This window comes from Kordia antarctica, from assembly GCF_009901525.1.
Lineage (GTDB): Bacteria > Bacteroidota > Bacteroidia > Flavobacteriales > Flavobacteriaceae > Kordia > Kordia antarctica.
Map to the genome: position 1 here is coordinate 120,559 of NZ_CP019288.1, position 23,923 is coordinate 144,481.

At 35.4% G+C, this 23,923-nt stretch carries 19 protein-coding genes; 16 read left to right on the plus strand and 3 right to left on the minus strand.

Features of this window, described 5'->3' with window-relative positions; genetic code table 11:
* Positions 1 to 74 precede the first annotated feature (74 nt).
* From IMCC3317_RS00570 to IMCC3317_RS00580, 3 genes are read left to right on the plus strand one after another with little or no spacing between them, the layout of a single operon-like run.
* Positions 75 to 1,397 (plus strand): sugar MFS transporter, encoded by a 1,323-nt coding sequence (locus IMCC3317_RS00570; RefSeq protein ID WP_160127563.1) that lies wholly within the window; start codon positions 75 to 77, stop codon positions 1,395 to 1,397.
* A 38-nt stretch (positions 1,398 to 1,435) separates the two neighbouring features.
* The gene (gene ligA, locus IMCC3317_RS00575) at positions 1,436 to 3,433 is read left to right on the plus strand and encodes an NAD-dependent DNA ligase LigA (RefSeq protein ID WP_160127564.1); all 1,998 of its coding nucleotides are present in this window, start codon (positions 1,436 to 1,438) and stop codon (positions 3,431 to 3,433) included.
* A gap of 4 nt (positions 3,434 to 3,437) precedes the next feature.
* Entirely contained in the window at positions 3,438 to 4,157 is a 720-nt protein-coding gene (locus IMCC3317_RS00580; RefSeq protein WP_160127565.1) for a hypothetical protein, read from the plus strand.
* Between the two features lie 300 nt (positions 4,158 to 4,457).
* Here the strand turns inward: IMCC3317_RS00580 and IMCC3317_RS00585 are convergent, their stop codons facing one another.
* Complete coding sequence (locus tag IMCC3317_RS00585; protein WP_160127566.1) at positions 4,458 to 4,856, minus strand: DoxX family membrane protein; 399 nt, start codon at positions 4,854 to 4,856, stop codon at positions 4,458 to 4,460.
* A 120-nt stretch (positions 4,857 to 4,976) separates the two neighbouring features.
* On the opposite strand from IMCC3317_RS00585, the gene IMCC3317_RS00590 reads away from it, so the two are divergent.
* Complete coding sequence (locus tag IMCC3317_RS00590) at positions 4,977 to 5,618, plus strand: lysoplasmalogenase family protein (RefSeq protein ID WP_160127567.1); 642 nt, start codon at positions 4,977 to 4,979, stop codon at positions 5,616 to 5,618.
* Positions 5,619 to 6,065: 447 nt separating this feature from the next.
* On the opposite strand, the gene IMCC3317_RS00595 is transcribed toward IMCC3317_RS00590, so the two are convergent.
* Positions 6,066 to 6,986, minus strand: coding sequence for a bifunctional metallophosphatase/5'-nucleotidase (locus IMCC3317_RS00595; protein WP_160127568.1), 921 nt, complete (start codon positions 6,984 to 6,986; stop codon positions 6,066 to 6,068).
* Positions 6,987 to 6,996: 10 nt separating this feature from the next.
* A complete protein-coding gene (locus IMCC3317_RS00600; RefSeq protein WP_160127569.1) occupies positions 6,997 to 7,749 on the minus strand; it encodes a 5'-nucleotidase C-terminal domain-containing protein in 753 nt (250 codons plus the stop codon).
* Between the two features lie 282 nt (positions 7,750 to 8,031).
* Between IMCC3317_RS00600 and IMCC3317_RS00605 the strand changes: the two genes are divergently transcribed.
* The 12 genes from IMCC3317_RS00605 to IMCC3317_RS00660 all read left to right on the plus strand — a co-directional run bounded on the left by IMCC3317_RS00605 (position 8,032) and on the right by IMCC3317_RS00660 (position 23,818).
* Complete coding sequence (locus IMCC3317_RS00605; protein ID WP_160127570.1) at positions 8,032 to 8,562, plus strand: DUF6913 domain-containing protein; 531 nt, start codon at positions 8,032 to 8,034, stop codon at positions 8,560 to 8,562.
* Between the two features lies 1 nt (position 8,563).
* Complete coding sequence (gene dapA, locus IMCC3317_RS00610; protein WP_160127571.1) at positions 8,564 to 9,445, plus strand: 4-hydroxy-tetrahydrodipicolinate synthase; 882 nt, start codon at positions 8,564 to 8,566, stop codon at positions 9,443 to 9,445.
* Positions 9,446 to 9,889: 444 nt separating this feature from the next.
* Positions 9,890 to 10,684 carry an outer membrane protein assembly factor BamD gene (locus IMCC3317_RS00615; protein WP_160127572.1) on the plus strand — a complete coding sequence of 265 codons (795 nt, stop codon included), beginning with the start codon at positions 9,890 to 9,892 and terminating at the stop codon, positions 10,682 to 10,684.
* A gap of 9 nt (positions 10,685 to 10,693) precedes the next feature.
* Entirely contained in the window at positions 10,694 to 11,020 is a 327-nt protein-coding gene (locus IMCC3317_RS00620; RefSeq protein WP_160127573.1) for a DNA-directed RNA polymerase subunit omega, read from the plus strand.
* 3 nt (positions 11,021 to 11,023) lie between these two features.
* Positions 11,024 to 12,235 (plus strand): bifunctional phosphopantothenoylcysteine decarboxylase/phosphopantothenate--cysteine ligase CoaBC, encoded by a 1,212-nt coding sequence (gene coaBC, locus IMCC3317_RS00625; RefSeq protein ID WP_160127574.1) that lies wholly within the window; start codon positions 11,024 to 11,026, stop codon positions 12,233 to 12,235.
* A complete protein-coding gene (gene porD / locus IMCC3317_RS00630) occupies positions 12,228 to 13,118 on the plus strand; it encodes a type IX secretion system protein PorD (protein WP_160127575.1) in 891 nt (296 codons plus the stop codon). The genes coaBC and porD overlap by 8 nt, the downstream gene beginning before the upstream one ends.
* A 69-nt stretch (positions 13,119 to 13,187) precedes the next feature.
* Positions 13,188 to 14,843 (plus strand): DNA repair protein RecN, encoded by a 1,656-nt coding sequence (gene recN / locus IMCC3317_RS00635; RefSeq protein WP_160127576.1) that lies wholly within the window; start codon positions 13,188 to 13,190, stop codon positions 14,841 to 14,843.
* Between the two features lie 83 nt (positions 14,844 to 14,926).
* A complete protein-coding gene (locus tag IMCC3317_RS00640) occupies positions 14,927 to 15,742 on the plus strand; it encodes an enoyl-ACP reductase FabI (RefSeq protein WP_160127577.1) in 816 nt (271 codons plus the stop codon).
* Between the two features lie 95 nt (positions 15,743 to 15,837).
* Positions 15,838 to 17,568 (plus strand): FG-GAP-like repeat-containing protein, encoded by a 1,731-nt coding sequence (locus IMCC3317_RS00645; protein ID WP_160127578.1) that lies wholly within the window; start codon positions 15,838 to 15,840, stop codon positions 17,566 to 17,568.
* A 156-nt stretch (positions 17,569 to 17,724) separates the two neighbouring features.
* Positions 17,725 to 20,598, plus strand: a complete 2,874-nt coding sequence (locus IMCC3317_RS00650) for a fibronectin type III domain-containing protein (RefSeq protein WP_160127579.1) — start codon at positions 17,725 to 17,727, stop codon at positions 20,596 to 20,598.
* Between the two features lie 39 nt (positions 20,599 to 20,637).
* A complete protein-coding gene (locus tag IMCC3317_RS23865; protein ID WP_228054897.1) occupies positions 20,638 to 20,808 on the plus strand; it encodes a T9SS type A sorting domain-containing protein in 171 nt (56 codons plus the stop codon).
* A gap of 145 nt (positions 20,809 to 20,953) precedes the next feature.
* Positions 20,954 to 23,818 (plus strand): fibronectin type III domain-containing protein, encoded by a 2,865-nt coding sequence (locus tag IMCC3317_RS00660; protein WP_160127581.1) that lies wholly within the window; start codon positions 20,954 to 20,956, stop codon positions 23,816 to 23,818.
* Positions 23,819 to 23,923: the final 105 nt, after the last annotated feature.

Here is a 23,923-nt window from a genome sequence, read left to right on the forward strand (position 1 = left end):
AACAAGTAACAAGTAACCAGCAACTGTCACATTGAGCGCAGTCGAAATGCAAAACCCAAAACCCAAAACCCAACATGTCAACCAACAAATCATACAAAAGTGCCTTTATATTCCTAACTACTTTATTTTTCCTTTGGGGATTTATCACGGTTTTAGTAGATAGTTTAGTGCCAAGATTAAAAGATGTTTTCGAAATGACGTATGCAAGAACTGTGACGGTTCAGTTTGCCTTTTTCGTTGCTTTCTTTGTGTTTTCTATTCCTGCAAGTGCAATTTTGTCAAAAATAGGATACAAAAAAGGAATCATTTTAGGATTGGTCATTATGGCAATTGGTTGCTTATTATTTTATCCTGCGGCAGAATACAGAACATTTTATGTGTTTTTAATAGGATATTTTACGCTTGCCGCTGGAATTACCGTGTTGCAAGTTGCTGCAAATCCGTATGTTGCATTGTTAGGAAGTGAAGATGGCGCAAGTAGTCGATTAAATTTATCACAGGCATTCAATTCTTTAGGAACAACGATTGCGCCTGTTGTTGGCGCATTGTACTTGTTGAGTGATTCTGTAAAAACTTCGGAACAAATAAAAGCATTAAGTGATCTTGATAAAGAAGCATATTACATCGCAGAAGCGACAACTGTACAAACGCCTTTTTTGTTCATTGCAGGTTTCATAGGATTGTTATCAGTATCATTTTTCTTTATCAAATTACCAACAATTATAGAAAAAAGCCCAGAAGGTGGTTATGTAACCTTGTTTAAAAACAAAGCAATGTTATTGGGAGCTTTGGGAATCTTTGTCTACGTTGGCGCTGAGGTTTCTATTGGAAGCTTTTTAGTGAATTATTTTGACGATATGAATTTGGGCGCAATTGTCGCAGGAAACGAAACCATGATGAGCATTGCAAACACAATTGCGGACGTTTTTGGGAAAGATTTTGATGGAAAAGATCCGAAATCATTATTAGGTGTTTTCATTATATTTTATTGGGGCGGCGCAATGATTGGTCGTTTTGTTGGTGCATATTTGACAAAAATAATGTCGCCAGCAAAAGTATTGAGTACTTTTGCAATCTTGGCAATTTTGATGATCTTAATTTCAATAAGCACCACAGGATTAATCTCTATGTGGTCAATTTTGGCAGTAGGATTATTTAATTCAATTATGTTTCCAACTATATTTACGCTAAGTCTTGAAGGTTTAGGAGAATTAAAAGCACAAGCATCTGGATTGCTTTGTATGGCAATTGTTGGTGGCGCAATTATTCCATTCATTTTTGGGAATTTAATTGATGGATTTGGCTTTAAAACCGCATTTGTTTTAGCAATTGTTTGTTATGGATATATTATGTATTACGGATTTACGAAACGAAAAATGATTGCGTACAAATCATAAATAAAAAATAGATTTACAAAACGATTTTTAGAGATCAAATGAACGATATACAATTACAATTAAACGCTTTGCGCGATGAATTACGCGAACATAATTACAATTATTATGTATTAGATAATCCTACGATTGAGGATTACGACTTTGACATGAAACTCAAAGAATTACTAGCGTTAGAAGCAAAACATCCTGAATTTCACGATCCAAATTCGCCAACATTGCGCGTTGGTGGAACGATTACGAAGAACTTTAATACGATTCCGCATGAATATCGCATGTATTCATTGGAGAATTCGTATTCGAAAGAAGATTTACTCGATTGGGAAAAACGTATTGAAAAGATTCTTGATGTGGAAAATGTGGAGTTTACGTGTGAATTAAAGTATGATGGCGCCTCCATGAATTTGACATACGAAAATGGAAAATTGATAAAAGCTGTCACGCGTGGCGACGGTTTTCAAGGAGATGAGGTTACGAATAATATCAAAACCATCAAAACGGTTCCGTTACGTCTAAAAGGAGATTTTCCTCCAAAGTTTGATATTCGCGGCGAGATTATTCTTCCGCTTGACGGATTTAAAAAAATGAATGAAGAACGTGTCGAAAATGGTGAAGAACCGTATATGAATCCACGAAATACAGCTTCTGGAAGCTTAAAATTACAAGATAGTAGCGAAGTGGCAAAACGTCCGTTAGAATGTTTGTTATATAATATAAAAGGCGAAAATTTGCCAATTTCAACACAGTTTGAAAGTTTAGAGAAAGCTAGAAGTTGGGGATTTAAAGTGCCAACAGTCGCAAAAGTTGCCAAGAATGTAGATGAAATTTTGGAGTTTGTAAATTATTGGGAAGCCAATCGTCACGAACTTGAATATGAAATTGATGGCGTTGTGATAAAAGTCAACAATTTGCAGCATCAAGAAGAGTTAGGATATACTGCTAAAGCACCACGTTGGGCAATGGCGTATAAGTTTAAAGCGGAGCAAGTTTCGACGGTTTTAAACGAAATTACGTATCAAGTTGGGCGAACTGGCGCCATTACTCCTGTGGCAAATTTGGTTCCTGTTTTATTGGCTGGAACAACTGTAAAACGTGCTTCTTTGCATAATGCAGATCAAATAGAGAGATTGGATATTAGAGAACGCGATACCGTTTTTGTTGAAAAAGGTGGCGAAATTATTCCAAAAATAGTTGGTGTTAATTTGGAGTTACGACCTTCAGATTCTACCGAAACTGTATATAGAACCACGTGCCCTGAATGTGAAACGCCTTTGGAACGAAAAGAAGGCGAAGCGCAACATTATTGTCCAAATGTTTCTGGTTGTACGCCACAAATTGTCGGGAGAATTCAGCATTATATTTCGCGCAAAGCAATGGATATTGAAGGTTTAGGCGGCGAAACTGTTGCGTTATTAGTACATGAAGGTTTGATTACAAATTATGCTGATTTATACGAATTGACCAAAGAACAGGTAATTCCGCTAGAGCGAATGGCAGAGAAAAGTGCTGAAAATTTGGTGAATGGAATTGAGGAATCAAAGAAAATTCCGTTTGAACGTGTTTTGTACGCGTTAGGAATTAGATACGTAGGAGAAACTGTAGCTAAAAAATTGGCAAAACATTACAAATCTATTGAGGCTTTAATGAACGCTTCGTCGGAAGATTTAGTGAACGTCGACGAGATAGGAGTGAAGATCGCCGAAAGTGTGGCGCATTATTTCTCAGAAGAAGCTAACTTAGAAACCATTAATCGTTTGAAGCAATATGGAGTACAATTAGAGTTTTCTGCGGAACAGTTAGAAGGATTGACCGAAACTTTGTTAGGGAAATCATTTGTGGTTTCTGGAGTATTCGAAAAAGTATCGCGAAACGAACTTAAAAAACTCATAGAAAATAATGGAGGAAAAGTATCTTCTTCTATATCTTCTAAAACATCATTCGTTGTTGCAGGTGACAAAATGGGACCTAGCAAACGCGAGAAAGCAGAGAAATTAAACATAACGATAGTAACTGAAGATGAGTTTTTGAATATGATATAATTAAATGGATGTAACCAAACCAACGCATATTGCTTTTATCATTTCTGGAATTATTACGATGCTAGTGGCTATATTTTTTGAAAAGTTTAGTTTAATTTATGTGCAACCGTTTACAGTACTTACCATTTTAATCATTTATTTCACAGAAAAAAAAGAACCTACAAGCGTATTGTACATACTTTCTCAAATCATTGGAGTTATTGGCGGAATTCTATTAATTCTAGGCATGCGCGAGCATTTAAAAGCGGTTTCTATATTGTTTTCGTTCTTCTATATTTTTTACTTACGTATGATGTATGTCCGAAATGTGATGAAAAAAGGAGAATTGAAAACGTATTTTTATGTCGCGTTAATTTCATTGCCAGTTTTATACCTTTATTACAGCGTTATTCAAACAATTTCATCGGAACTTACCGAAGTTGTACTCTATTTTAGCGTCTTAATGTTCTTCATGTTAAGTTATTTCATGACCTCTTTGTACTATTACATAAAAGATAAAAATCAGTCGAATTTATGGATGTTGATTGCAGCTATTAACTTAGGTTTTATGAACATTATCATTGTTTTGAATGAATTGTACATGTACGAAACTATGTTTACAGTAATTGTCGTGCTTTGCAGTCTTTTTATACAGTTTTTTGTGTTGAAATTTATGTTGTATGACGAGAACGAAGACGATTATTCATTGATTAGTACATTGAATGATGAACTAAAGAATAGTTAGTAGCTGATGCTAAATAAGTTTCCTTAAATAAAATTTTTGAACATATTTTAAAAGAAGTGTTAAGTATTTGATTTTCGTTTTCTTTGTTCGCACAAAGAATACTGAATCAAGTTCAGCACTGGCGTCAACAAAAGAAAGTGCGCTTTTCCAGAGGTATTTTTAGTTTTTCTTTTAAGGAAAAACTAAAACCGCTAGAACTTTTCTAAATTTTCTCCAAGGATTCGAAAATTCTTAACGAAAAATTCCAGCTATACTACGGAAAAGACAAAAAATACTCTGAAATTATGGGCCGAACTCCTTTTAATTTAATTTCTTACCAATAATCGGAATGTTTTTGCGTTGCAACCAAAGTGTAATTGCACTTAAAATAAAAACAACGACTGCAGTAATAAATAAGGTGCCGCCATCAAGTTCGCCTTTAAACGGAACTTCAATACCTAAAACAGTTAAATGCATCATAATTGCGCCACCAATAATTCCTAAAGTAAGTATTGCGCCAAGCCAAGCAGTTCTTGGAATTAAAATTAAAATTGCAGCAATCAGTTCTGCAATTCCAATTCCGATGCGTCCAACAGGTTCTAAGCCTACTTTTTCAAAAATATAAACACTATCTTCAGCTCCAGAAAGTTTAAATCGTAACGTTTGAATTAAAATGATGGCAATAGCCAATCGGATGATAAATGGAATGTATTTTTTCATGAAAGTTGGTTTTTAGTTGCAATTATAGTCGATTAAAAAAAATATAGCTTACAAAATCATTTCTTTACTGAATCTTTAGAAAATATTTTGTAACTTAATTACTATTAAAAAAGTGATTGAATGTCGAAACGAAAAATTCTTACCTATCTATATTTTGCCTTCTTATTCTTAGATGTTTTTGGAGTATTATTTCCAGCTATTATTGATAGAAAGTATACAACTTTTTTACCATTACCAGTTTTACTGATTTTATATTTTGTCTCTGTAAAAAGAATCAATTGGTATTATGTAATTGCGTTAGTTTTTACATTTCTAGGGGTTATCTTTTTTTATAAGAGAACATATTTTGAAATTGGACTCGTATCTTATGCGGCAGGCGTGCTTTTTTATGTCATTATTAGTTTAAAACAAGCAACAGTTATTTCCATTAAAAGTGTATGTATCGCTATCGTTCCTTTTCTTATAATTTACTTAGTGCCATTAATTTTATATTCAGACGCAGTAGGAGGAGACGTATTTAATTATATTATGTTATACGTATTTTTTGTTGGTTTTTTCTTTTTAATTTCCTCTCTGATCTACATCAATCAAAGTAACAAACGTAATTTGTGGTTGCTCATTTCAGGAATGGTGTTTGTTGTGTCAACAATTATGCACGGATACAATTTGTTTTTTGGATATGTCGCTGAAGTAAAAATTGGTGTCATAATCACATTCTTATTGATGCATTATGCAATGTATCGATATGTTGAACTAGAGTAAAATTTCTATATAATTTGCATTTCATATAATAGCATACGTTGTTTTATTTCTCAATGAAACAACAAAGAAAAAGATAATAACTATCTTATAATTAGGTGTTTAACGTCAGTTCGATATAAGTTTACTCAAATAATATTTTGATCATATTTTCAAAATAAGTACTAAGTGTTTGATTTTCATTTGATTATTTTCGTTTTCTTTGCTCGCACAAAGAATACTGAATCAAGTTCAGCACAGGCTTCAACAAAAGAAAGTGCGCTTTTCCAGAGGTATTTTTAGTTTTTCTTTTAGGGAAAAACTAAAACCGCATGAATTTTTCTAAATTTTCTCCAAGGATTCGAAAATTCTTAACGAAAAATCCCTGCTATACTGCGGAAAAGACAAAAAAACACTCTGAAATTTTATATCGAATTCACGTTATTTAAAGTGTTTTTGGAAGTATAAAAATTATTCCACAATAATCGATTTTCCATTGGCGATTACATTCTTTTCATCATCAAAATAAAAGTCAATTCGACCAACATACAAACCATATGCACCAACTTGATTTACTAAAACAGATTCTCCATCAATATTCTTTTCAATCGTTGGTTTTGGCAAAAAAGTATGTGTATGTCCACCAATAATCAAGTCAATATTCTTGGTTTTTTTAGCCAAAATTAAATCTGAAGGTCGCTCAGGATTTTTTCTATAATTATAACCCAAATGTGACAAACAAATGACCAAATCGCACTTTTCATCTTCTTTCAAAATTCGACTCATATCTTGCGCAGATTCAATAGGCTCGTTGTATACAGTTTCCTTGTACATACGTTTGTCAACCAAACCTTCCAACTTCACACCAAGGCCGAAAATTCCAATCTTAATTCCGTCTTTCATAAAGATTTTATACGGTTTCACATGCGTGTCCATTACTGTGTTTTTGAAGTCATAATTTGCCGAAACAAAATCAAACTTCGCATTTGGCAATTGCGCGTACAATCCGTCAACGCCATTATCAAAATCGTGGTTTCCAATCGTTGCCAAATCGTACTTCATCATGCTCATTAGCTTAAATTCCAATTCGCCACCGTAATAATTAAAATACGGAGTTCCTTGAAAAATATCGCCTGCATCCAATAATAACGTATTTGGATTTTCCTTTCTAATTTTAGAAATCAATGTCGCTCTACGTGCTGCTCCACCTTGATTCGGATTTCGAGCATCATTTGCATCAAAAGGATCAATGTGACTGTGAACGTCATTTGTATGTAAAATAGTAATATGTTTCTTTGCTGATTTCGCTGTAAAACTTTGTAAAGACAAACCTCCTAAAGTTACAAAAGCACTTGTGGCTAACGAATGTTGTATAAAATCTCTTCTTTTCATCTGTTTGTTGTTATTGCTTTACAAATCTGCCATCCAATCGTGCAGGAATTGTGTCTACGCTTTTAAAATAATCAATCATTGCATTTCTAATCTTGTAATCTAGGACTTCTAAAGACACAACATCATTTTTCAAAAAATTCATTCCGTCACCGCCATTTTGCAAATAATCGGAAGTCACAACTGTATACGTTTTTCCGTTTTCAATAGGTTTTCCGTTGACTAATGCTTCAAGCACGTTATCATTTTTATCTAATTTAATGGTCAAGCCAGAAATTGGATGTGCTCTTTTGGCTTCCACCAGATAATCCACTAACGCATTCATGTTTTCGGAAGTTAGTTCCGCTACCACAATCGAATTCTCAAATGGCATTACATTAAAAGCGGTTCTTGTATTAATTGGTCCTTTCGGAATTGCTGCTCTAATTCCGCCATGATTCAACAAGCAAAGATCAATACTTTTTCCTGTACGTTTTTTATATACTGGCTCACTTTGCGATTTCACAAAATCTGCCATCAAATTACCAATCGTAGATTCGAGTTCGCCGTCATTCTTGTTCATATCCATTGGTGCGTAACTCAGCACTTTCTCCATATCTTCCTGAATCCGCTCCCGAAAGGGTTTTATATACGCTTCAATTTCTTCATTTGCGGTTAAGGAATCGCTAATGGTAATTCGTTTTCCTTCAATTCGGGAAACACCTTGTTTTTCTTCTGCGCAAGCAAAAACTAAAAAAACAGCAAATAGTGCAACAATCTTTCTCATAAAAATTAAATATGTCGCAAATTAGGAAAAATCACAGATACAATTGGCGCGATTTATACTAAAAAAATGTCAACACACACACTTTTTTTGTGAATCCTTGCCAAAAAATGACGTTTGTTGTTAAAAAACGACGTTTACAAAAAATGTCTTTTATTCTGCTAACTGACTCGTATATTGCGGTATAACTAACGTTAAAAAGGGTAAAAGTTAGCTTATTGAATATCATGAAGAGATGTATACATATGTATGTGTCTCTTTTTTTTGTTGAAAAAGATTATTTTTGTGGAGAATCAAACAGAATACATGTTTTTAAAAGCATTACAATATAAATCGGCTAAGAAAGCTTTGGCTAAAAAACTTGACAATTCAAGTGTGAGAGAAGTCAATACAAAACCGATACAAACAGTCGGAATTGTCATAAATGCTGATGAAACGAATGAAGTTGCGCAAATTGTAGCGGGTTTGAAACTTAATGCAGAAATTGACGTTTTGTGTTATCATAAAGATTTTAAGAAAACGCGTGAACTAAAGTATCCTGTTTTTTATGAAAAAGATTTTGGCTGGAAAGGAAAACCAAAAACAGAAGCGTTGCAAAATTTCTTAGACAAACCATTTGATGTATTAATCAGTTATTACAGTACAAATGTAGTACCATTGCAATTAGTTTCAGGTTTGCACAACGCAAATTTTAAAGTTGGTATTGCAGGAAGCGATCAAGAAATTCATGATTTAATTATTCAAACAACAACAAACGAAATAGCAACTTTTACAAAGGAACTACATACATATTTACACATACTAAACAAACTATAACATGAAGAAATTCATAGGAACTGGAGTCGCATTGGTTACACCTTTTCACGCAAATACTTCCGTAGATACAAACGCACTTGCAAACATTGTGGAGCATGTGATTAAAGGCGGAATTAACTATTTGGTTGTTTTAGGAACGACTGCAGAAAGCGTTGTGTTAACCGCAGATGAAAAAATACGTGTAGTTGACACCATTGTAAAAGCGAATAATAAACGGTTACCAATTGTTTTAGGAATTGGCGGAAATAATACGGCGGCAGTTGTAAACGAGCTAAAAACAACCGATTTAGAACATATTGATGCCATATTATCGGTTTCTCCATATTATAACAGACCTACGCAGGAAGGAATTTATCAGCATTTCAAAGCGATTGCGGAAGCAAGTCCAAAACCTATAATTTTATATAATGTTCCAGGAAGAACGTCAAGTAATATGTTGCCAGAAACTGTAATTCGGTTGGCAACCGATTTTGATAACATTATTGCTGTCAAAGAAGCCGCTGGCGATATTGTACAAGCGATGCGATTGCTAAAAGATGTTCCAAAAGATTTCTTAGTGATTTCGGGCGATGATATGATTTCATTGCCGATGGTTTTTGCAGGTGGCGCAGGCGTGATTTCAGTAATTGGACAAGGATATCCGAAAGAATTTTCAGAAATGATTCGTTTAGGATTGACAGGAAGCGTGAAAGAAGCAAACAAATTACACTACAAAATAATGCCTGCTATTGATTATATTTTTGAAGAAGGAAATCCGGCAGGAATCAAAGCGGTTTTCGAAAAACTGAATTTGTCTAGAGCAACTGTGCGTTTGCCGTTGGTGGAAGCTTCGGATGCGCTGAAACAAAAAATCAGCACTTTTACTGACGGATTAAATTCATAACTGAATGGCAAGAAAAGGAAAAGAATTAGGATTTTAGTATCAAGATTTTTTGTGTGTATTGGTTACTATTTTATGAAATAAATGCGCTTCATTTTCGTTCATATTGACATAATTATTCGATGACAATCGTCAAAAAACCTCAACCTCAAACCGTAAAGAGATTCATTAAACAAAAAAATAACAATAAAAACCATCAAACTGAATACGTTGAGATGAATAATATGTCTGCTAAAGTCTAAAAATCTAAGAAGTTCAACAAACTAAAGATCATTAAGAAAGTCCAGTAAATTAGCGGTTTAGCAGGAATCTATCCAAAGTAATTTCGACAAAAAAGTTAAAACTCTGCTAAAGAATATGAAAATCAGATTTCTAAAGTTATTTTAGCGGCTTAAAATGTTTTCATAATACATAATAAATACCTATTTTTGCAAGATGTTTAAAAAGATGAGGAAATTTCTATACATAGTTTTAATAACTGGAACGCTAGCTTCGTGTAGTGAATACCAAAAAGCGCTGAAATCGGAAGATACGAAAGTAAAATACCAATTAGCAGAACGCTTTTTTAAGGAAGCAAAGTACAAGAAGGCAAGTAGACTTTTTGAACAAATAGTTCCAAAATACAGAGGAAAACCACAAGGCGAGCGTGTTACTTATTTATATGCAAGATCATTATTTGAAACTGGATATTACTTTACGTCCGCATATCAATTTGAGCGTTTTGTAAAAACTTATCCAAAAAGTGATAGCTTACAAACAGCTTCTTTTTTAGAAGCGAAAAGTTATTACATGGAATCGCCTCGGTATAGTATTGATCAAAAAGAAACGATTAAGGCAGTTGATAAGTTGCAATCATTCATCAACAATTATCCAGATTCAAAACATTTATCAGACGCAAACGTTATGGTAGATGAGTTGACAACGAAAATTGAGAAGAAAGCATACGAAATTGCAAAACAATACAATACGATTTCTGATTACAAATCATCGATCAAAGCAACGGAAAATTTCCTTTCAGATTATCCAGGAACTAGCTTCAGAGAAGATGCAATGTTCTTAAAATTAAGCGCGACGTACAATTTGGCAACAAAAAGTTTCAAAACGTTAATGGAAGATCGTTTTGGTGAAGCAGCATCAGCATACAGATCGTTGGTAAAGTTTTATCCTGAATCGAAATATAGAGAAGAAGCCGACGAAATTATGGCTACAATAACAGAAGAATTAGCAAAATTTACAAAATAATCCTGAATTATGGTTGATATAAAAAACTTAGAAGCTCCAATTAGCACAGTAACAATTGAAAGAAATCAATTTGATGCGCCAACGGACAATATTTATGAAGCGATTTCTGTGGTAGCTAAAAGAGCAATCCAGATCAATTCAGAAATTAAAAAAGAATTAATCGAAAAGTTAGATGAATTTGCTACACACAACGACAGTTTAGAAGAAATCTTCGAAAACAAAGAGCAAATTGAAGTATCTAAATTCTACGAAAAACTTCCAAAACCACATGCAATTGCAGTACAAGAATGGTTAGAAGATAAAATATATTACCGTAACACAAAAGAAGAAGCATAACATATGTCAATTCTAAGAGGCAAAAAAGTAGTATTAGGCGTTACCGCTGGAATTGCCGCTTATAAAACAGCTTCTCTAGTTCGGTTATTTATAAAAGCAGGCGCAGAAATCCAAGTGATTATGACGCCTGCTGCTAAAGACTTCATTACGCCGTTAACGCTCTCCACGCTATCAAAAAATCCAGTACATTCATCATTCACAAATCAAGATGATGAAAACGATATGTGGACAAATCATGTGGAACTTGGTTTGTGGGCAGATTTTATGCTAATTGCGCCAGCAACAGCAAATACACTGTCCAAAATGGCAACAGGAAACAGCGATAACTTATTATTAGCTACCTATTTATCTGCAAAATGTCCTGTATACTTTGCGCCAGCAATGGACTTAGATATGTACAAACATCCATCCACTAAAAACTCTTTTGAAAAACTTTCCAGTTATGGAAATGTCATGATTCCTGCAACAAGTGGCGAATTGGCAAGTGGTTTGGTTGGCGAAGGTAGAATGGCAGAACCCGAAGACATCATAACTTTTATTGAAAATAATATACTAGAACAGCTTCCGCTGAAAGGAAAAAAAGTAATCATTACCGCTGGCCCAACCTACGAAGCAATTGATCCTGTGCGTTTTATCGGGAATCATTCTTCAGGGAAAATGGGCTTTGAATTAGCGCGTACGGCTGCAAATTTAGGCGCTGATGTCGTTTTAATTGCAGGTCCAAACCATCAAAGTATTTCACATTCATCTGTAAAAGTTGTCAATGTAATAAGTGCGGAAGACATGTATATTGCGGCACACGAAGATTTTCCTTCGGCAGATATTGCAATTCTAGCAGCAGCAGTTGCAGATTACAAATCAAAAGATGTAGCTTCTCAGAAAATAAAAAAGAAGGATTCAACGTTAACTATAGAATTGATTAAAACAAAAGACGTCTTAGCTTCTTTAGGAGCCATTAAAAAAGATCAGTTTTTAGTTGGTTTTGCATTAGAAACGAATAATGAACTAGAAAATGCAAAAGGAAAGTTGACGAAGAAAAATTTAGACATGATTGTGCTAAATTCCTTAAATGATAAAGGAGCAGGATTCGGAAAACCAACGAATAAAGTAACCATTATTGACAAAAAAATGAATACCTTAGCTTTTGGACTTAAGTCGAAAGCTGAAGTTGCCAACGATATATTTAGTGAAATTTTAAAACGAATCCATGCGTAATCTTGTTTTAAGTATCTTATTTTTAAGTGTAACGACATTTAGTGTTGCACAAGAATTGAATTGTCAAATTAAGATTGATGCACAACAAGTGAATCAGACAAATCAGCAAATTTTCAAAACGTTAGAGCGTTCTTTGAACGATTTTGTAAATAAAACACAGTGGACAAATAAAAAATACGCACCGCAAGAACGGATCAATTGTAGCATGGTGATCAATGTATCAGAATACAGTTCTGATCAATTTATTGCTACGATTCAAGTACAATCTTCACGACCAATTTACAGCTCATCATTTGAATCGCCAGTATTCAACTTCAATGACAAACAATTTAGATTCATCTATCAAGAATTTCAGCCAATCGTTTACAATCCAAATGCATTTACCACAAATTTAGTGGCAGTAGTTGCGTATTATGTACATGTAATTTTAGGAATTGATGCAGATACATTTTCGCTTCGTGGCGGATCTGACTATTATGCACAAGCGCAACAAATTGTAAATCTTGCGCAATCGAGTGGATTTTTAGGTTGGCAAGAAGCAGACGGAAATCGCACACGTTGGAAATTGTTAGATAATATGTTGAACAATACTTACAAAGAATACAGAACCGTAATGTACAACTACCACAGAGTAGGAATGGACATGATGGCAGACGATCCGAGCGCGGCAAAACAGTCTATTAGTGGCGTTATGGAAATATTTAAAGCATTAAGCAATAGAAGACCAAATTCTTTTTTGATGCAAACGTTTTTTGATGCGAAAGCCGAAGAAATGCAAAGTATATTTTCTGGCGGACCAAAAGTTAACGTAACTCAATTGGTAGAAACACTAAATAGCATAGCTCCATTTCACGCTTCGAAGTGGGAAAAAATTAAATTCTGATTCTTACGAAAACTTAGTGCAATAGTCTACTTTTGTAGTTGAACAAACACCATCTAAAACACGACTGCATTGCTCACACAATTATCTATAAAAAACTTTGCGTTAATCGATTCTTTACAGGTCGAATTTGACAAAGGATTAACTATTATTACAGGTGAAACTGGTGCTGGAAAATCAATTCTTCTAGGCGGTTTGGCATTGATATTAGGAAAACGTGCAGATTTATCTTCTTTAAAAGATAAAGAACGTAAATGTGTGATTGAAGCTGAATTTGCTGTAAAAAAATATAAATTAAAAGATTTTTTTTCTGCGAATGATCTTGATTACGATGACCAAACTATTATTCGTCGGGAAATATTACCTTCTGGGAAATCGCGCGCATTTGTAAATGATGTTCCTGTCCGATTGGATGTGTTAAATGCTTTGGGCGATCAATTAATAGATATTCATTCGCAACATCAAACTTTACAACTTACAGATAATCAATTTCAATTTCAAGTCATTGATACCTTAGCAACTATTACTGACGAAGTATTTTCGTATCAAGAATTGCTAAAAACATATCAAACTACACAAAAAGAATTAAAAAAGACACGTGAAACTCAAGCCGATCTAGAAAAAGAACATGATTATAATATGTTCTTATTGAAAGAATTGGAAGAAGCAAAACTTGAGAAAGTAGTGCTGACAGATTTGGAAGCGCAATACGAACGCTTGAATAATGCGGAAGATATTAAAACAAATTTAAGTGCTTCTGAACAACTTCTCTCGGATGAAAATGTTGGAATTTTGAATTTACTTTCAGAATTGCAAGTCTCTTCAGGGAAACTAGCGAATATTGCACCTGAATTTGATTCGCTAGCAGAACGCATCAAAAGTTCCTATATTGAATTGGATGATGTGTATAATGAAATCATGAATTTGCAAGGCGACGTTGAGTTCAATCCAGAGCAACTGGAAGAAATCTCAGGAAAACTTCAAAAAATATTCGATCTACAAAAAAAGCATAATGTACTTGCCGTAGAAGAATTACTAGCGATTCAGGCTGAACTTTCCGAAAAAGCACAGATTTCCGAAAGTATTGAAGATGTTATTCTTGCGAAAGAAAAAGAGCTTTCTGCAATCAGTAAACAATTAAAAGAAGCTGCAAAAATAATTCATAAAAAACGTTCGGAAGGAATTCCAATATTGGTGCAACAGCTAGAAAAAATATTAGCGACACTTGGTATGCCAAACGCACGATTTAACATAAAAGCACAGTTAACCGATCAATTCTACACAAACGGAATGGACGATTTACAATTTTTATTTTCTGCAAATAAAGGTGGAAACTTTAACGAATTGAAAAAAGCGGCTTCTGGCGGAGAATTGTCACGAGTTATGTTGTGTATCAAAGCAATTTTATCAAAATACATGCAATTGCCAACTATTATGTTTGACGAAATTGACACAGGAGTTTCGGGCGAAGTGGCAAGCAAAATGGCAAGAATAATGCAGCATATGGGAAAAAGTATGCAAGTATTTTCGATAACGCATTTACCACAAATTGCTGCAAAAGGAAAGCAACATTTTAAAGTATATAAACAAGATATCAACGAAATTACAACCACGCATTTAAAGCAATTGCACGAAGAAGAACGCGTACAGGAAATTGCGCAAATGTTAAGTGGCGCTAAAATATCCGATTCGGCGTTGGCAAATGCGAAAGAATTATTGAAATCGTAAAAGATAATTTCGATCTTAAGAAATGGCTCAATTAAATCTTTTACCATATATTTGAACTACCAAAACGACTAAAAACAACAAGCATGTCATATAATTTATTAAAAGGAAAAAGAGGAATCATCTTTGGTGCTTTAGACGAAAACTCTATTGCATGGAAAACTGCGGTACGAGTTCATGAAGAAGGCGGAACATTTGTATTAACTAATGCGCCAATTGCATTGCGTATGGGAACTATAAAAAACTTAGCGGAGCAAACTGGTTCTGAAGTTATTCCTGCGGATGCAACAAGTTTAGAAGATCTTGAAAACTTAGTGACGAAATCTATGGAAATCCTTGGCGGGAAAATTGACTTCGTATTGCATTCTATTGGAATGTCTGTAAATGTTCGTAAAGGAAGACATTACACAGATATGAACTACGATTGGACAACTAAAGGTTGGGACATTTCTGCGGTATCTTTTCATAAAGTAATGCAAACATTATACAAAGCAGACGCAATGAGCGAATGGGGAAGTATTGTGGCATTGACATACATGGCAGCGCAACGTACATTCCCAGATTATAATGATATGGCGGATAATAAATCATACTTAGAATCCATTGCACGTAGTTTTGGTTATTTCTTTGGGAAAGAGAAAAAAGTGCGTGTCAATACCATCTCTCAATCACCAACGCCAACAACGGCTGGACAAGGTGTAAAAGGATTTGACGGATTCATTTCGTATGCTGAAAAAATGTCGCCACTAGGAAACGCAACTGCTTTAGATTGTGCAAACTATACCGTAACATTATTCTCTGACTTAACAAAGAGAGTTACGATGCAAAACCTTTACAATGATGGAGGATTCTCTAACACTGGCGTGAGTCAGGAAGTTATTGAGCGTTTCACAGAAGAATAAAATAATACCTTATATAGAATAAAAAATGCTGCTAATCTTTTAGCGGCATTTTTTTATGGAAAAAATCAGTATTTTAGCTAGATAAAAAATTGTCTATGAATAAATTACTACGTTTTCCCCTTTTATTAGTAATATATAATCTCTGTTTGAATTTAAATGCGCAAGCATATTTTGAGGAACAGGCAACGGCTCTTGGTGTTGGTGATAGCAGTGGAACAATTTTCTTGGGTGCCGGAATCTCTTTTTGTGACTTTAATAGTGATGGATGGGATGATATTACCATTGCTACTCAAAGTGGCGATCCATTAAAAATTTATAAAAACAATGGAAACGGAACGTTCTCGCTTGAAACTACACTGAATCCTAACAACAATTCGCAACAAAAACAAGTTATTTGGGTTGATATTGACAATGATGGAGACAAAGACTTGTATGTGGCTAGCGATACAGGCGGCAGTCGTTTGTATAGAAATGATGTAACTTCTCTTGTTGATATTTCAGTTGCTAGTGGTTTGCCAACGGATGCAATACACAATTATGGTGCTTCTTGGGGCGATTATGATAATGACGGAAACTTAGATGTATTTCTATGTAATAGAGATCCAAACGGTTTGGAACCAAATTACCTTTATAAAAATAATGGAAACGGTACCTTTACAAATGTAAGTGCAGCTGCGGGAATTGATACAGGAAGTCATTTATCATTCTGTTCCGCATTTTTTGACTATAATAATGATGGTTGGCAAGATATTTACATGGCTAATGACAAAGTGAGTACAACCAACATTCTTTACAAAAACAACGGAGATGGAACATTTACCGATGTAAGTGTAGCATCAGGAACTGACTTGGCTATTGATGCGATGTCAGTAACTATAGCAGATTACAACAATGACACTTGGTTTGACATTTATGTAACAAATGGAACTGATGGAAACTATTTCTTAAAAAATAATGGGAACGGAACATTTACAAACATTGCTTCAGAAACAGGTACGATGTTTAATAGTGTCGCTTGGGGATCTGTATTTTTAGATGCTGAAAATGATGGAGATTTAGATTTATATGTAAGTGGATCATTTGATGGAAGCAATCCAAACTTTGAATCTGCGGCATTTTATACAAATAACGGAAATGATACATTTAGTATTGAAGCTAGTTCTGGATTTGTAAATGATACAGGACAAAGTTATTCAAATGCTATTGGAGATGTTGATAATGATGGATTTCCCGAAATAGTAGTAAGCAATTCTGGAGGTGGCAATATCTTTCTTTGGAAAAATGAAACGACAAGCACAAACAATTGGTTAAAAGTTGGATTAGAAGGTATTACAAGTAATAAACAAGGAATAGGAGCAACTATTGAACTCAAAAGTGGCGGCGTTTCACAATACAGATACACAGTTTGCGGAGAAGGATATTTAGCGCAAAACTCTGGAACAGAATTTTTTGGTATCGCAGGAAATACAGTCATAGATTATGTAAAAGTCACCTGGCTTGGTGGAGCGCAAGACATACTATATAATGTAATGCCAAATCAGAAAATCAATATTTTGGAAGGAAGTAGTCCATTAAGTACTGAAGAGTTTGCAGCAAACAATGAAATTCAGGTATATCCAAATCCTACAACGGGAAAACTATGGGTTCATTTTAATACAACTGAAAACTATACCTATTCACTTTTTGATAGCAAAGGAATGCTTGTAAAAAGTGGGCACATAACTTCGCAAGAATATATAAATATAACCAATCTATCTTCTGGTTATTACCTACTTAAAATTTTGAGTGAAAACACAGTGATTACTAAAAAAATACTGTTAAAATAATCTAAAAAAAATGTTAAAATAACTTGTAAGAAACACCGCTTTTTGTGTTACTTACCGATTATAGATACTCTCTTATCGATATTTATGTGTATCATTCAAAAAAAAGGAGGTTCTTTCAATTGATATTCAACTAAGTAACAAAAAATCAAACTTTTTATGAAAAAAATTACATTTAAATTTTTTATGATTATGTGTTTACTAGGTACCTATGTAGGTATCTCTCAAACCTTAAATCAGGCTGCAAGTTGGCCCAATGCAGGATGGACTTTATCTGGTACATTTGATGGTGCTGGAGTAACTGGTACTCCAGCAGCATCTACTACATTTGGCTTTGACGATGATGCTGCTGGTAACGGTTCTTTTGATGATGTGCGAGCAACATCGCCAGTAATTGATCTTACTGCTGCTAGTGGAGCAGGAGAAACGTGGATTACAGTTAGCGGTAGTTTTGTATACAGAGCATTTGGTGGCGATGTTTTAGCAATTGAAACGTATGATGCTGATGCAATGACTTGGTCTGCGTTACAAACGTTTTCAGGAAACTCTACAAATGCGGATTATCAAACTTGTGCAGGTACTGCAGCATACACAACTCCGGTGCTAGATATTTCAGGATTTACTGCAACGCAATTGTCAGGGTTTCAATATCGTATTATCTATGATGATAATAATGGTTGGCAATATGGATTTTGTGTTACTTCGCCAACAATTACGTCGGCAACACCACCTGCATGTTCTCCTCCAACTGCATTAACTGCAACTAACATTGACGGTTTTTCTGCTGATTTAGGATGGACAGAAAATGGTACAGCTACGTTGTGGAATGTTGAATTGGTAAATATTACTGCTGCAGGAACTCAAACAATGACTGCAACAGCTACTGGCGTTGCAAATCCATACAATCAAACAGGATTAACGCCTTCTAATAACTACGAATTTTATGTACAAGCAGATTGTGGTGTTGATGGAACATCTGCATGGGTTGGACCATTTGCATTTACAACAACAGTTGCATGTCCAGCACCTTCTGCACTTACAGCAACAAATATTACGACTACTTCTGCCGACCTTGGATGGACTGCAGGAAACGCACAAACACTTTGGGATGTTGAATTAGTAGATATTACTGCTGCAGGAACTCAAACAATGACTGCGACTGCTACTGGAGTTGCAAACCCATACAATCAAACTGGATTAACAGCTAATAATGATTATGAATTTTATGTAAGAGCAGATTGTGTTGCTAATGGAACATCTCCTTGGGCTGGACCATTTGCATTTACGACTCAATGTACAACGTTTACTGCACCATATTCTGAAGATTTTGAAAGTGGAGGCGCATTGCCAGACTGCTGGACATTAGGCGGAGATGAAGATTGGAGATTTACAAATACTGGAACAGGAAATCACATTGGAGACAATGGAAACATAACAGGAACTTCAGCTTCGGGAGCATTTTTTGCCTATGTAGATGATTCTGATCCAAATGCAACAAATGCAGAATTAACTTCTCCATTTGTAGATGTTTCTGGTTTAACAACACCAGCACTTATTTTCTACGAAATTAGTAATAATGAAATAGGCTTTAACGCAACGTTAACGGTTAGTGTATATGATGGAGCTGCATGGAATGTAGTTGGAATCTACAATACAAACACTGCCTTAAATGGATGGGAAAAAAAAGTAGTAGACCTTAGTGGATTAACTTTCACAGGACCAGCACAAGTACGTTTCTCTATTGCAGATTCAGGAAGTTTCTATGACGATATCGCTATTGATGATGTTTCTCTTGAAGAATTACCAACGTGTCCAGATCCATCAACATTAACAGCTACAAACATCACAGATGATAGTGCTGATTTAGGATGGACAGAAACTGGTACAGCTACGTTATGGAATGTTGAATTAATTGATGTAACTGGTGGAGGAACTCAAACAATGACTGCCACTGCTACTGGCGTTGCAAATCCATACAATCAAACAGGATTAACAGAGAACAATAACTATTCGTTCTATGTACAATCTGAGTGTGGACCAGGCGGAACTTCAGCATGGGTTGGACCGTTTGCGTTTACTACAATGGAAACATGTCCTATACCATCAGTGTTAACTGCTACAAACATTATGGAGACAAGTGCTGATCTTGGTTGGACAGAAAACGGAGTAGCTACGTTATGGAACATCGAATTAATAGATGTTACAGCAGGTGGAACTCAAACAATGACTGCAACTGCAACTGGCGTTATGAACCCGTATGCCGCTACTGGTTTAGTAGGAGATAATTCGTATCAATTTTACGTACAGGCAGATTGTGGTGTTGATGGAACTTCTGCATGGGTAGGACCATTTTCATTTGCAACACCGTATGTTGCGGTACCGCCAACGTGTTCAAGCGGAACATTCTTAGATTCAGGTGGAACTTCAGGAGATTACTCAGCAAGTTCAAACATTACCTATACAATTTGTCCAGATATGGCTGGAGATGTAGTAGAAGTTGAATTTACAGCGTTCTCATCAGAAAATATTTCAGGATCAGATTGTTATGATGGATTAACCATACATAATGGTGCAGATGCAACGGCTACAACAATTGATCCTCCAGGAGGTGGAGCAGCTGTTTGGTGTTGGGATGAAGTTGATGTACCAGCAGAAGGAACAGGAGATTTAGAAGGTATGACAATCACTTCTTCAGATGCTTCTGGATGTTTAACATTTGTATTTACATCAGATGGTTCTGTACAAAGAGAAGGATGGGAAGCAATCGTAAACTGTACTACGCTATCTGTAGATTCTTCGGAAGTTAGAGGTTTCTTACACTATGTAGATACAGTAAACAATAGTTTTGTTGTAAATGCACAAAGTAATATCCAATCTATTGAAGTATACAATTTAGTTGGGCAGATAATTACAACTGCTAAACCAAATGATCCTTCAGGAGAAGCAAACTTAGGTTCAGTTAAAAATGGAGTGTACTTTGCAAGAGTAACATTGCAAAATGGAAACGCTTCAGTTGTAAAATTCGTGAAGTAATTCTATAAAAAAATAATTATCATTAAAAGCTGTTCTTCATTGAACAGCTTTTTTTGTTTCTTCTATATCTATGGTAAAGAAATGCATATAAAAAGTGGAAAAATTGTGAATCAAAAATTTATAAATCTTTCCAACTTATCTTCTGGTTATTACCTACTTAAAATTTTTAGTAAAAACACAGTGATTACTAAAAAAATAATGTTAAAGTAATCTAAAAATAATCTGTAAGAAACACCGCTTTTTATGTATTTCATCGATAATAAACGTTTCTTTATCGATATTTATGTGTTTGATTCAAAAAAAAGGTGGTTCTTTCAATTGATATTCAACTAACTAACGAAAAATCAGACTTTTTATGAAAAAAATTACATTTAAAATTTTTATGATTATGTGTTTATTAGGTACCTATGTAGGTATCTCTCAAACCTTAAATCAAGCTGCGAGTTGGCCTAACGCAGGTTGGACTTTATCAGGTACGTTCACCGCTGGTGGATTACTCGGTGACCCAACAATAGATGCTACCTTTGGTTTCGACGATGATAGTGCTGGTAACGGTTCTGCCGATGATTTGCAAGCCACCTCACCAGTGATTGACTTAACTGCGGCTAGTGGAGCTGGAGAAACATGGATTACCATCAGTGGTGACGTTGTATACAGAGAACTTGGAGGAGATGTTTTAGCAATTGAAACGTATGATGCTGATGCAATGACTTGGTCAGCATTAGAAACATTCGCAGGAAACTCTACAAACACGGACTATCAAACATGTGCTGGTACTGCAGCATACACGACTCCGGTGCTCAATATTTCAGGATTTACAGCAACACAATTGTCAGGCTTCCAATATCGTATTACATATAACGATCAAGCTGGATGGCAATGGGGATTTTGTGTAACGTCACCAACAATTACGTCGGCTGTACCACCTGCATGTCCAGATCCATCGGCATTAACCGCAACAAACATTGATGGTTTTTCTGCTGATTTAGGTTGGACAGAAAGCGGTACAGCTACCTTGTGGAATGTAGAATTAGTAGACATTACTGCTGCTGGAACTCCAACTGGAACTCCAACTGCTACAGGCGTTGCAAATCCATATATGGCTACAGGATTAACACCTTCTAACAATTATGAGTTTTATGTACAAGCTGATTGTGGAGGAAGTACTTCTACATGGGTTGGGCCATTTGCATTCGCAACTACGGTTGCGTGTCCAGCACCAAGTGCATTAACAGCGACTAACATTCTAACAACTACTGTAGACCTTGGATGGACTGCTGGAGGCGCAGAAACATTATGGGATGTTGAAATCGTAGACATTACTGCTGCAGGAGCTGCAACAGGAACACCAACAGCTACTGGCGTTTCAAATCCATATATGGCAACAGGATTAACAGCTAATAATAATTATGAATTTTATGTAAGAGCAGATTGTGCTGCAAATGGAACTTCTACTTGGACAGGACCTTTTGCATTTACAACTGCATGTACAACATTTACAGCACCATATTCTGAAGATTTTGAAAGCGGAGGCGCATTGCCAGACTGCTGGACATTAGGTGGAGATGAAGACTGGGTATTCAATACTGCAGGACCTAACCATGTTGGTAATGGAGGAACACTTTCAGGAAGTACGGCTTCCGGAGGTTATTATGCAGTTGTAGATGATTCTGACCCAACAGCAGCAAATGCAGAATTGACTTCTCCATTTGTAGATGTTTCTGGTTTAACAACACCAGCACTTACTTTTTATGAAATTAGTAATAATGAAGGAAATCCTAATGCTACCTTAACAGTTAGTGTGTATGATGGAGCTGTATGGAATGTAGTTGGAACCTACAATACAAACACTATTGCAGGTGGATGGGAACAAAAAGTATTGGATTTAAGTGGATTAACATTTACTGGACCAGCACAAGTACGATTCTCAATTGCAGATTCTGGAAGTTTCTATGATGACATCGCTATTGATGATGTTTCTCTAGATGAATTACCAACATGTCCAGATCCTTCAACTTTAACAGCTACAAACATAACAGATGATAGTGCTGATTTAGGATGGACTGAAACTGGTTCTGCTACCTTATGGAATGTAGAATTCATTGATGTAACTGGTGGAGGAACTGTAACAGGAACAGCAACTGCTTCAGGCGTTGCAAATCCATACATGGTAACAGGATTAACAGAGAACAATAACTATTCGTTTTATGTACAAGCAGATTGTGGCGTAGGTGGAACTTCAAATTGGGTTGGACCATTCGCATTTACTACAATGGAAACATGTCCTAGACCATCAGCGTTAAATGCTACAAATATTATGGAGACAAGTGCTGATTTCAGTTGGACAGAAAATGGAGTTGCTACTTCTTGGAATATAGAATTAATAGATGTAACAGCTGGAGGAACTGTAACAGGAACTGCAACTGCATCAGGAGTTATGAACCCTTATGCCGCTACTGGTTTAACAGGAGATAATAGCTACCAATTCTATGTACAGGCAGACTGTGGAGTAGATGGAGTTTCTGCTTGGGTAGGGCCGTTTGGTTTTGCAACAACGTATGTAGCGGTACCGCCAACGTGTACGAATGATACATTCTTAGATTCAGGTGGAGTTTCTGGAGAATACTCAGCGAGTGAAAACATTACATACACTATTTGTCCAGATATGGCTGGCGATGTAGTAAATGTAGAATTTACATTCTTTTCAACAGAAAACAACGGAGCTGCTGCTTGTTATGATGGACTAACAATTCATAACGGTGCAGATAATTTGGCAACAACTGTTGATCCTCCAGGAGGTGGAACAATTTGGTGTTGGGATGAAGTTGATGCACCAGCAGAAGGAACAGGAGATTTAGAGGGGATGACAATTATCTCTTCGGATGCTTCAGGATGTTTAACATTTGTATTTACTTCTGATGGATCTGTTCAAAGAGATGGTTGGCAAGCAAATATTACATGTACACCATTATCAGTTGAATCTGCAGAAGCTAGAGGTTTCTTACACTATGTAGATACAGTAAACAACAGTTTTGTGGTTAATGCACAAAGCAATATCCAATCTATTGAAGTATACAATTTAGTTGGGCAGATAATTACAACTGCTAAACCAAATGATCCTTCAGGAGCTGCTTATTTAGGTTCAGCTAAGAATGGAGTGTACTTTGCAAGAGTAACATTGCAAAATGGAAACGCTTCAGTTGTAAAATTCGTGAAGTAATTCTATAAAAATATATGTTTTATTAAAAGCTGTTCTTCATTGAACAGCTTTTTTTTGTTTTCTATATTTATAACAAATACATAAGGTTTTCAATAATTGCTCCTC

Bases quoted from the DNA above. Each gene is read 5' to 3' on its own strand.
- IMCC3317_RS00570 (WP_160127563.1), top strand. From the start codon at position 75: ATGTCAACCAACAAATCATACAAAAGTGCCTTTATATTCCTAACTACT.
- ligA (WP_160127564.1), top strand. From the start codon at position 1,436: ATGAACGATATACAATTACAATTAAACGCTTTGCGCGATGAATTACGC.
- IMCC3317_RS00580 (WP_160127565.1), top strand. From the start codon at position 3,438: ATGGATGTAACCAAACCAACGCATATTGCTTTTATCATTTCTGGAATT.
- IMCC3317_RS00585 (WP_160127566.1), bottom strand. From the start codon at position 4,856: ATGAAAAAATACATTCCATTTATCATCCGATTGGCTATTGCCATCATT.
- IMCC3317_RS00590 (WP_160127567.1), top strand. From the start codon at position 4,977: ATGTCGAAACGAAAAATTCTTACCTATCTATATTTTGCCTTCTTATTC.
- IMCC3317_RS00595 (WP_160127568.1), bottom strand. From the start codon at position 6,986: ATGAAAAGAAGAGATTTTATACAACATTCGTTAGCCACAAGTGCTTTT.
- IMCC3317_RS00600 (WP_160127569.1), bottom strand. From the start codon at position 7,749: ATGAGAAAGATTGTTGCACTATTTGCTGTTTTTTTAGTTTTTGCTTGC.
- dapA (WP_160127571.1), top strand. From the start codon at position 8,564: ATGAAGAAATTCATAGGAACTGGAGTCGCATTGGTTACACCTTTTCAC.
- IMCC3317_RS00615 (WP_160127572.1), top strand. From the start codon at position 9,890: ATGAGGAAATTTCTATACATAGTTTTAATAACTGGAACGCTAGCTTCG.
- IMCC3317_RS00620 (WP_160127573.1), top strand. From the start codon at position 10,694: ATGGTTGATATAAAAAACTTAGAAGCTCCAATTAGCACAGTAACAATT.
- coaBC (WP_160127574.1), top strand. From the start codon at position 11,024: ATGTCAATTCTAAGAGGCAAAAAAGTAGTATTAGGCGTTACCGCTGGA.
- porD (WP_160127575.1), top strand. From the start codon at position 12,228: ATGCGTAATCTTGTTTTAAGTATCTTATTTTTAAGTGTAACGACATTT.
- IMCC3317_RS00640 (WP_160127577.1), top strand. From the start codon at position 14,927: ATGTCATATAATTTATTAAAAGGAAAAAGAGGAATCATCTTTGGTGCT.
- IMCC3317_RS00645 (WP_160127578.1), top strand. From the start codon at position 15,838: ATGAATAAATTACTACGTTTTCCCCTTTTATTAGTAATATATAATCTC.
- IMCC3317_RS00650 (WP_160127579.1), top strand. From the start codon at position 17,725: ATGAAAAAAATTACATTTAAATTTTTTATGATTATGTGTTTACTAGGT.
- IMCC3317_RS00660 (WP_160127581.1), top strand. From the start codon at position 20,954: ATGAAAAAAATTACATTTAAAATTTTTATGATTATGTGTTTATTAGGT.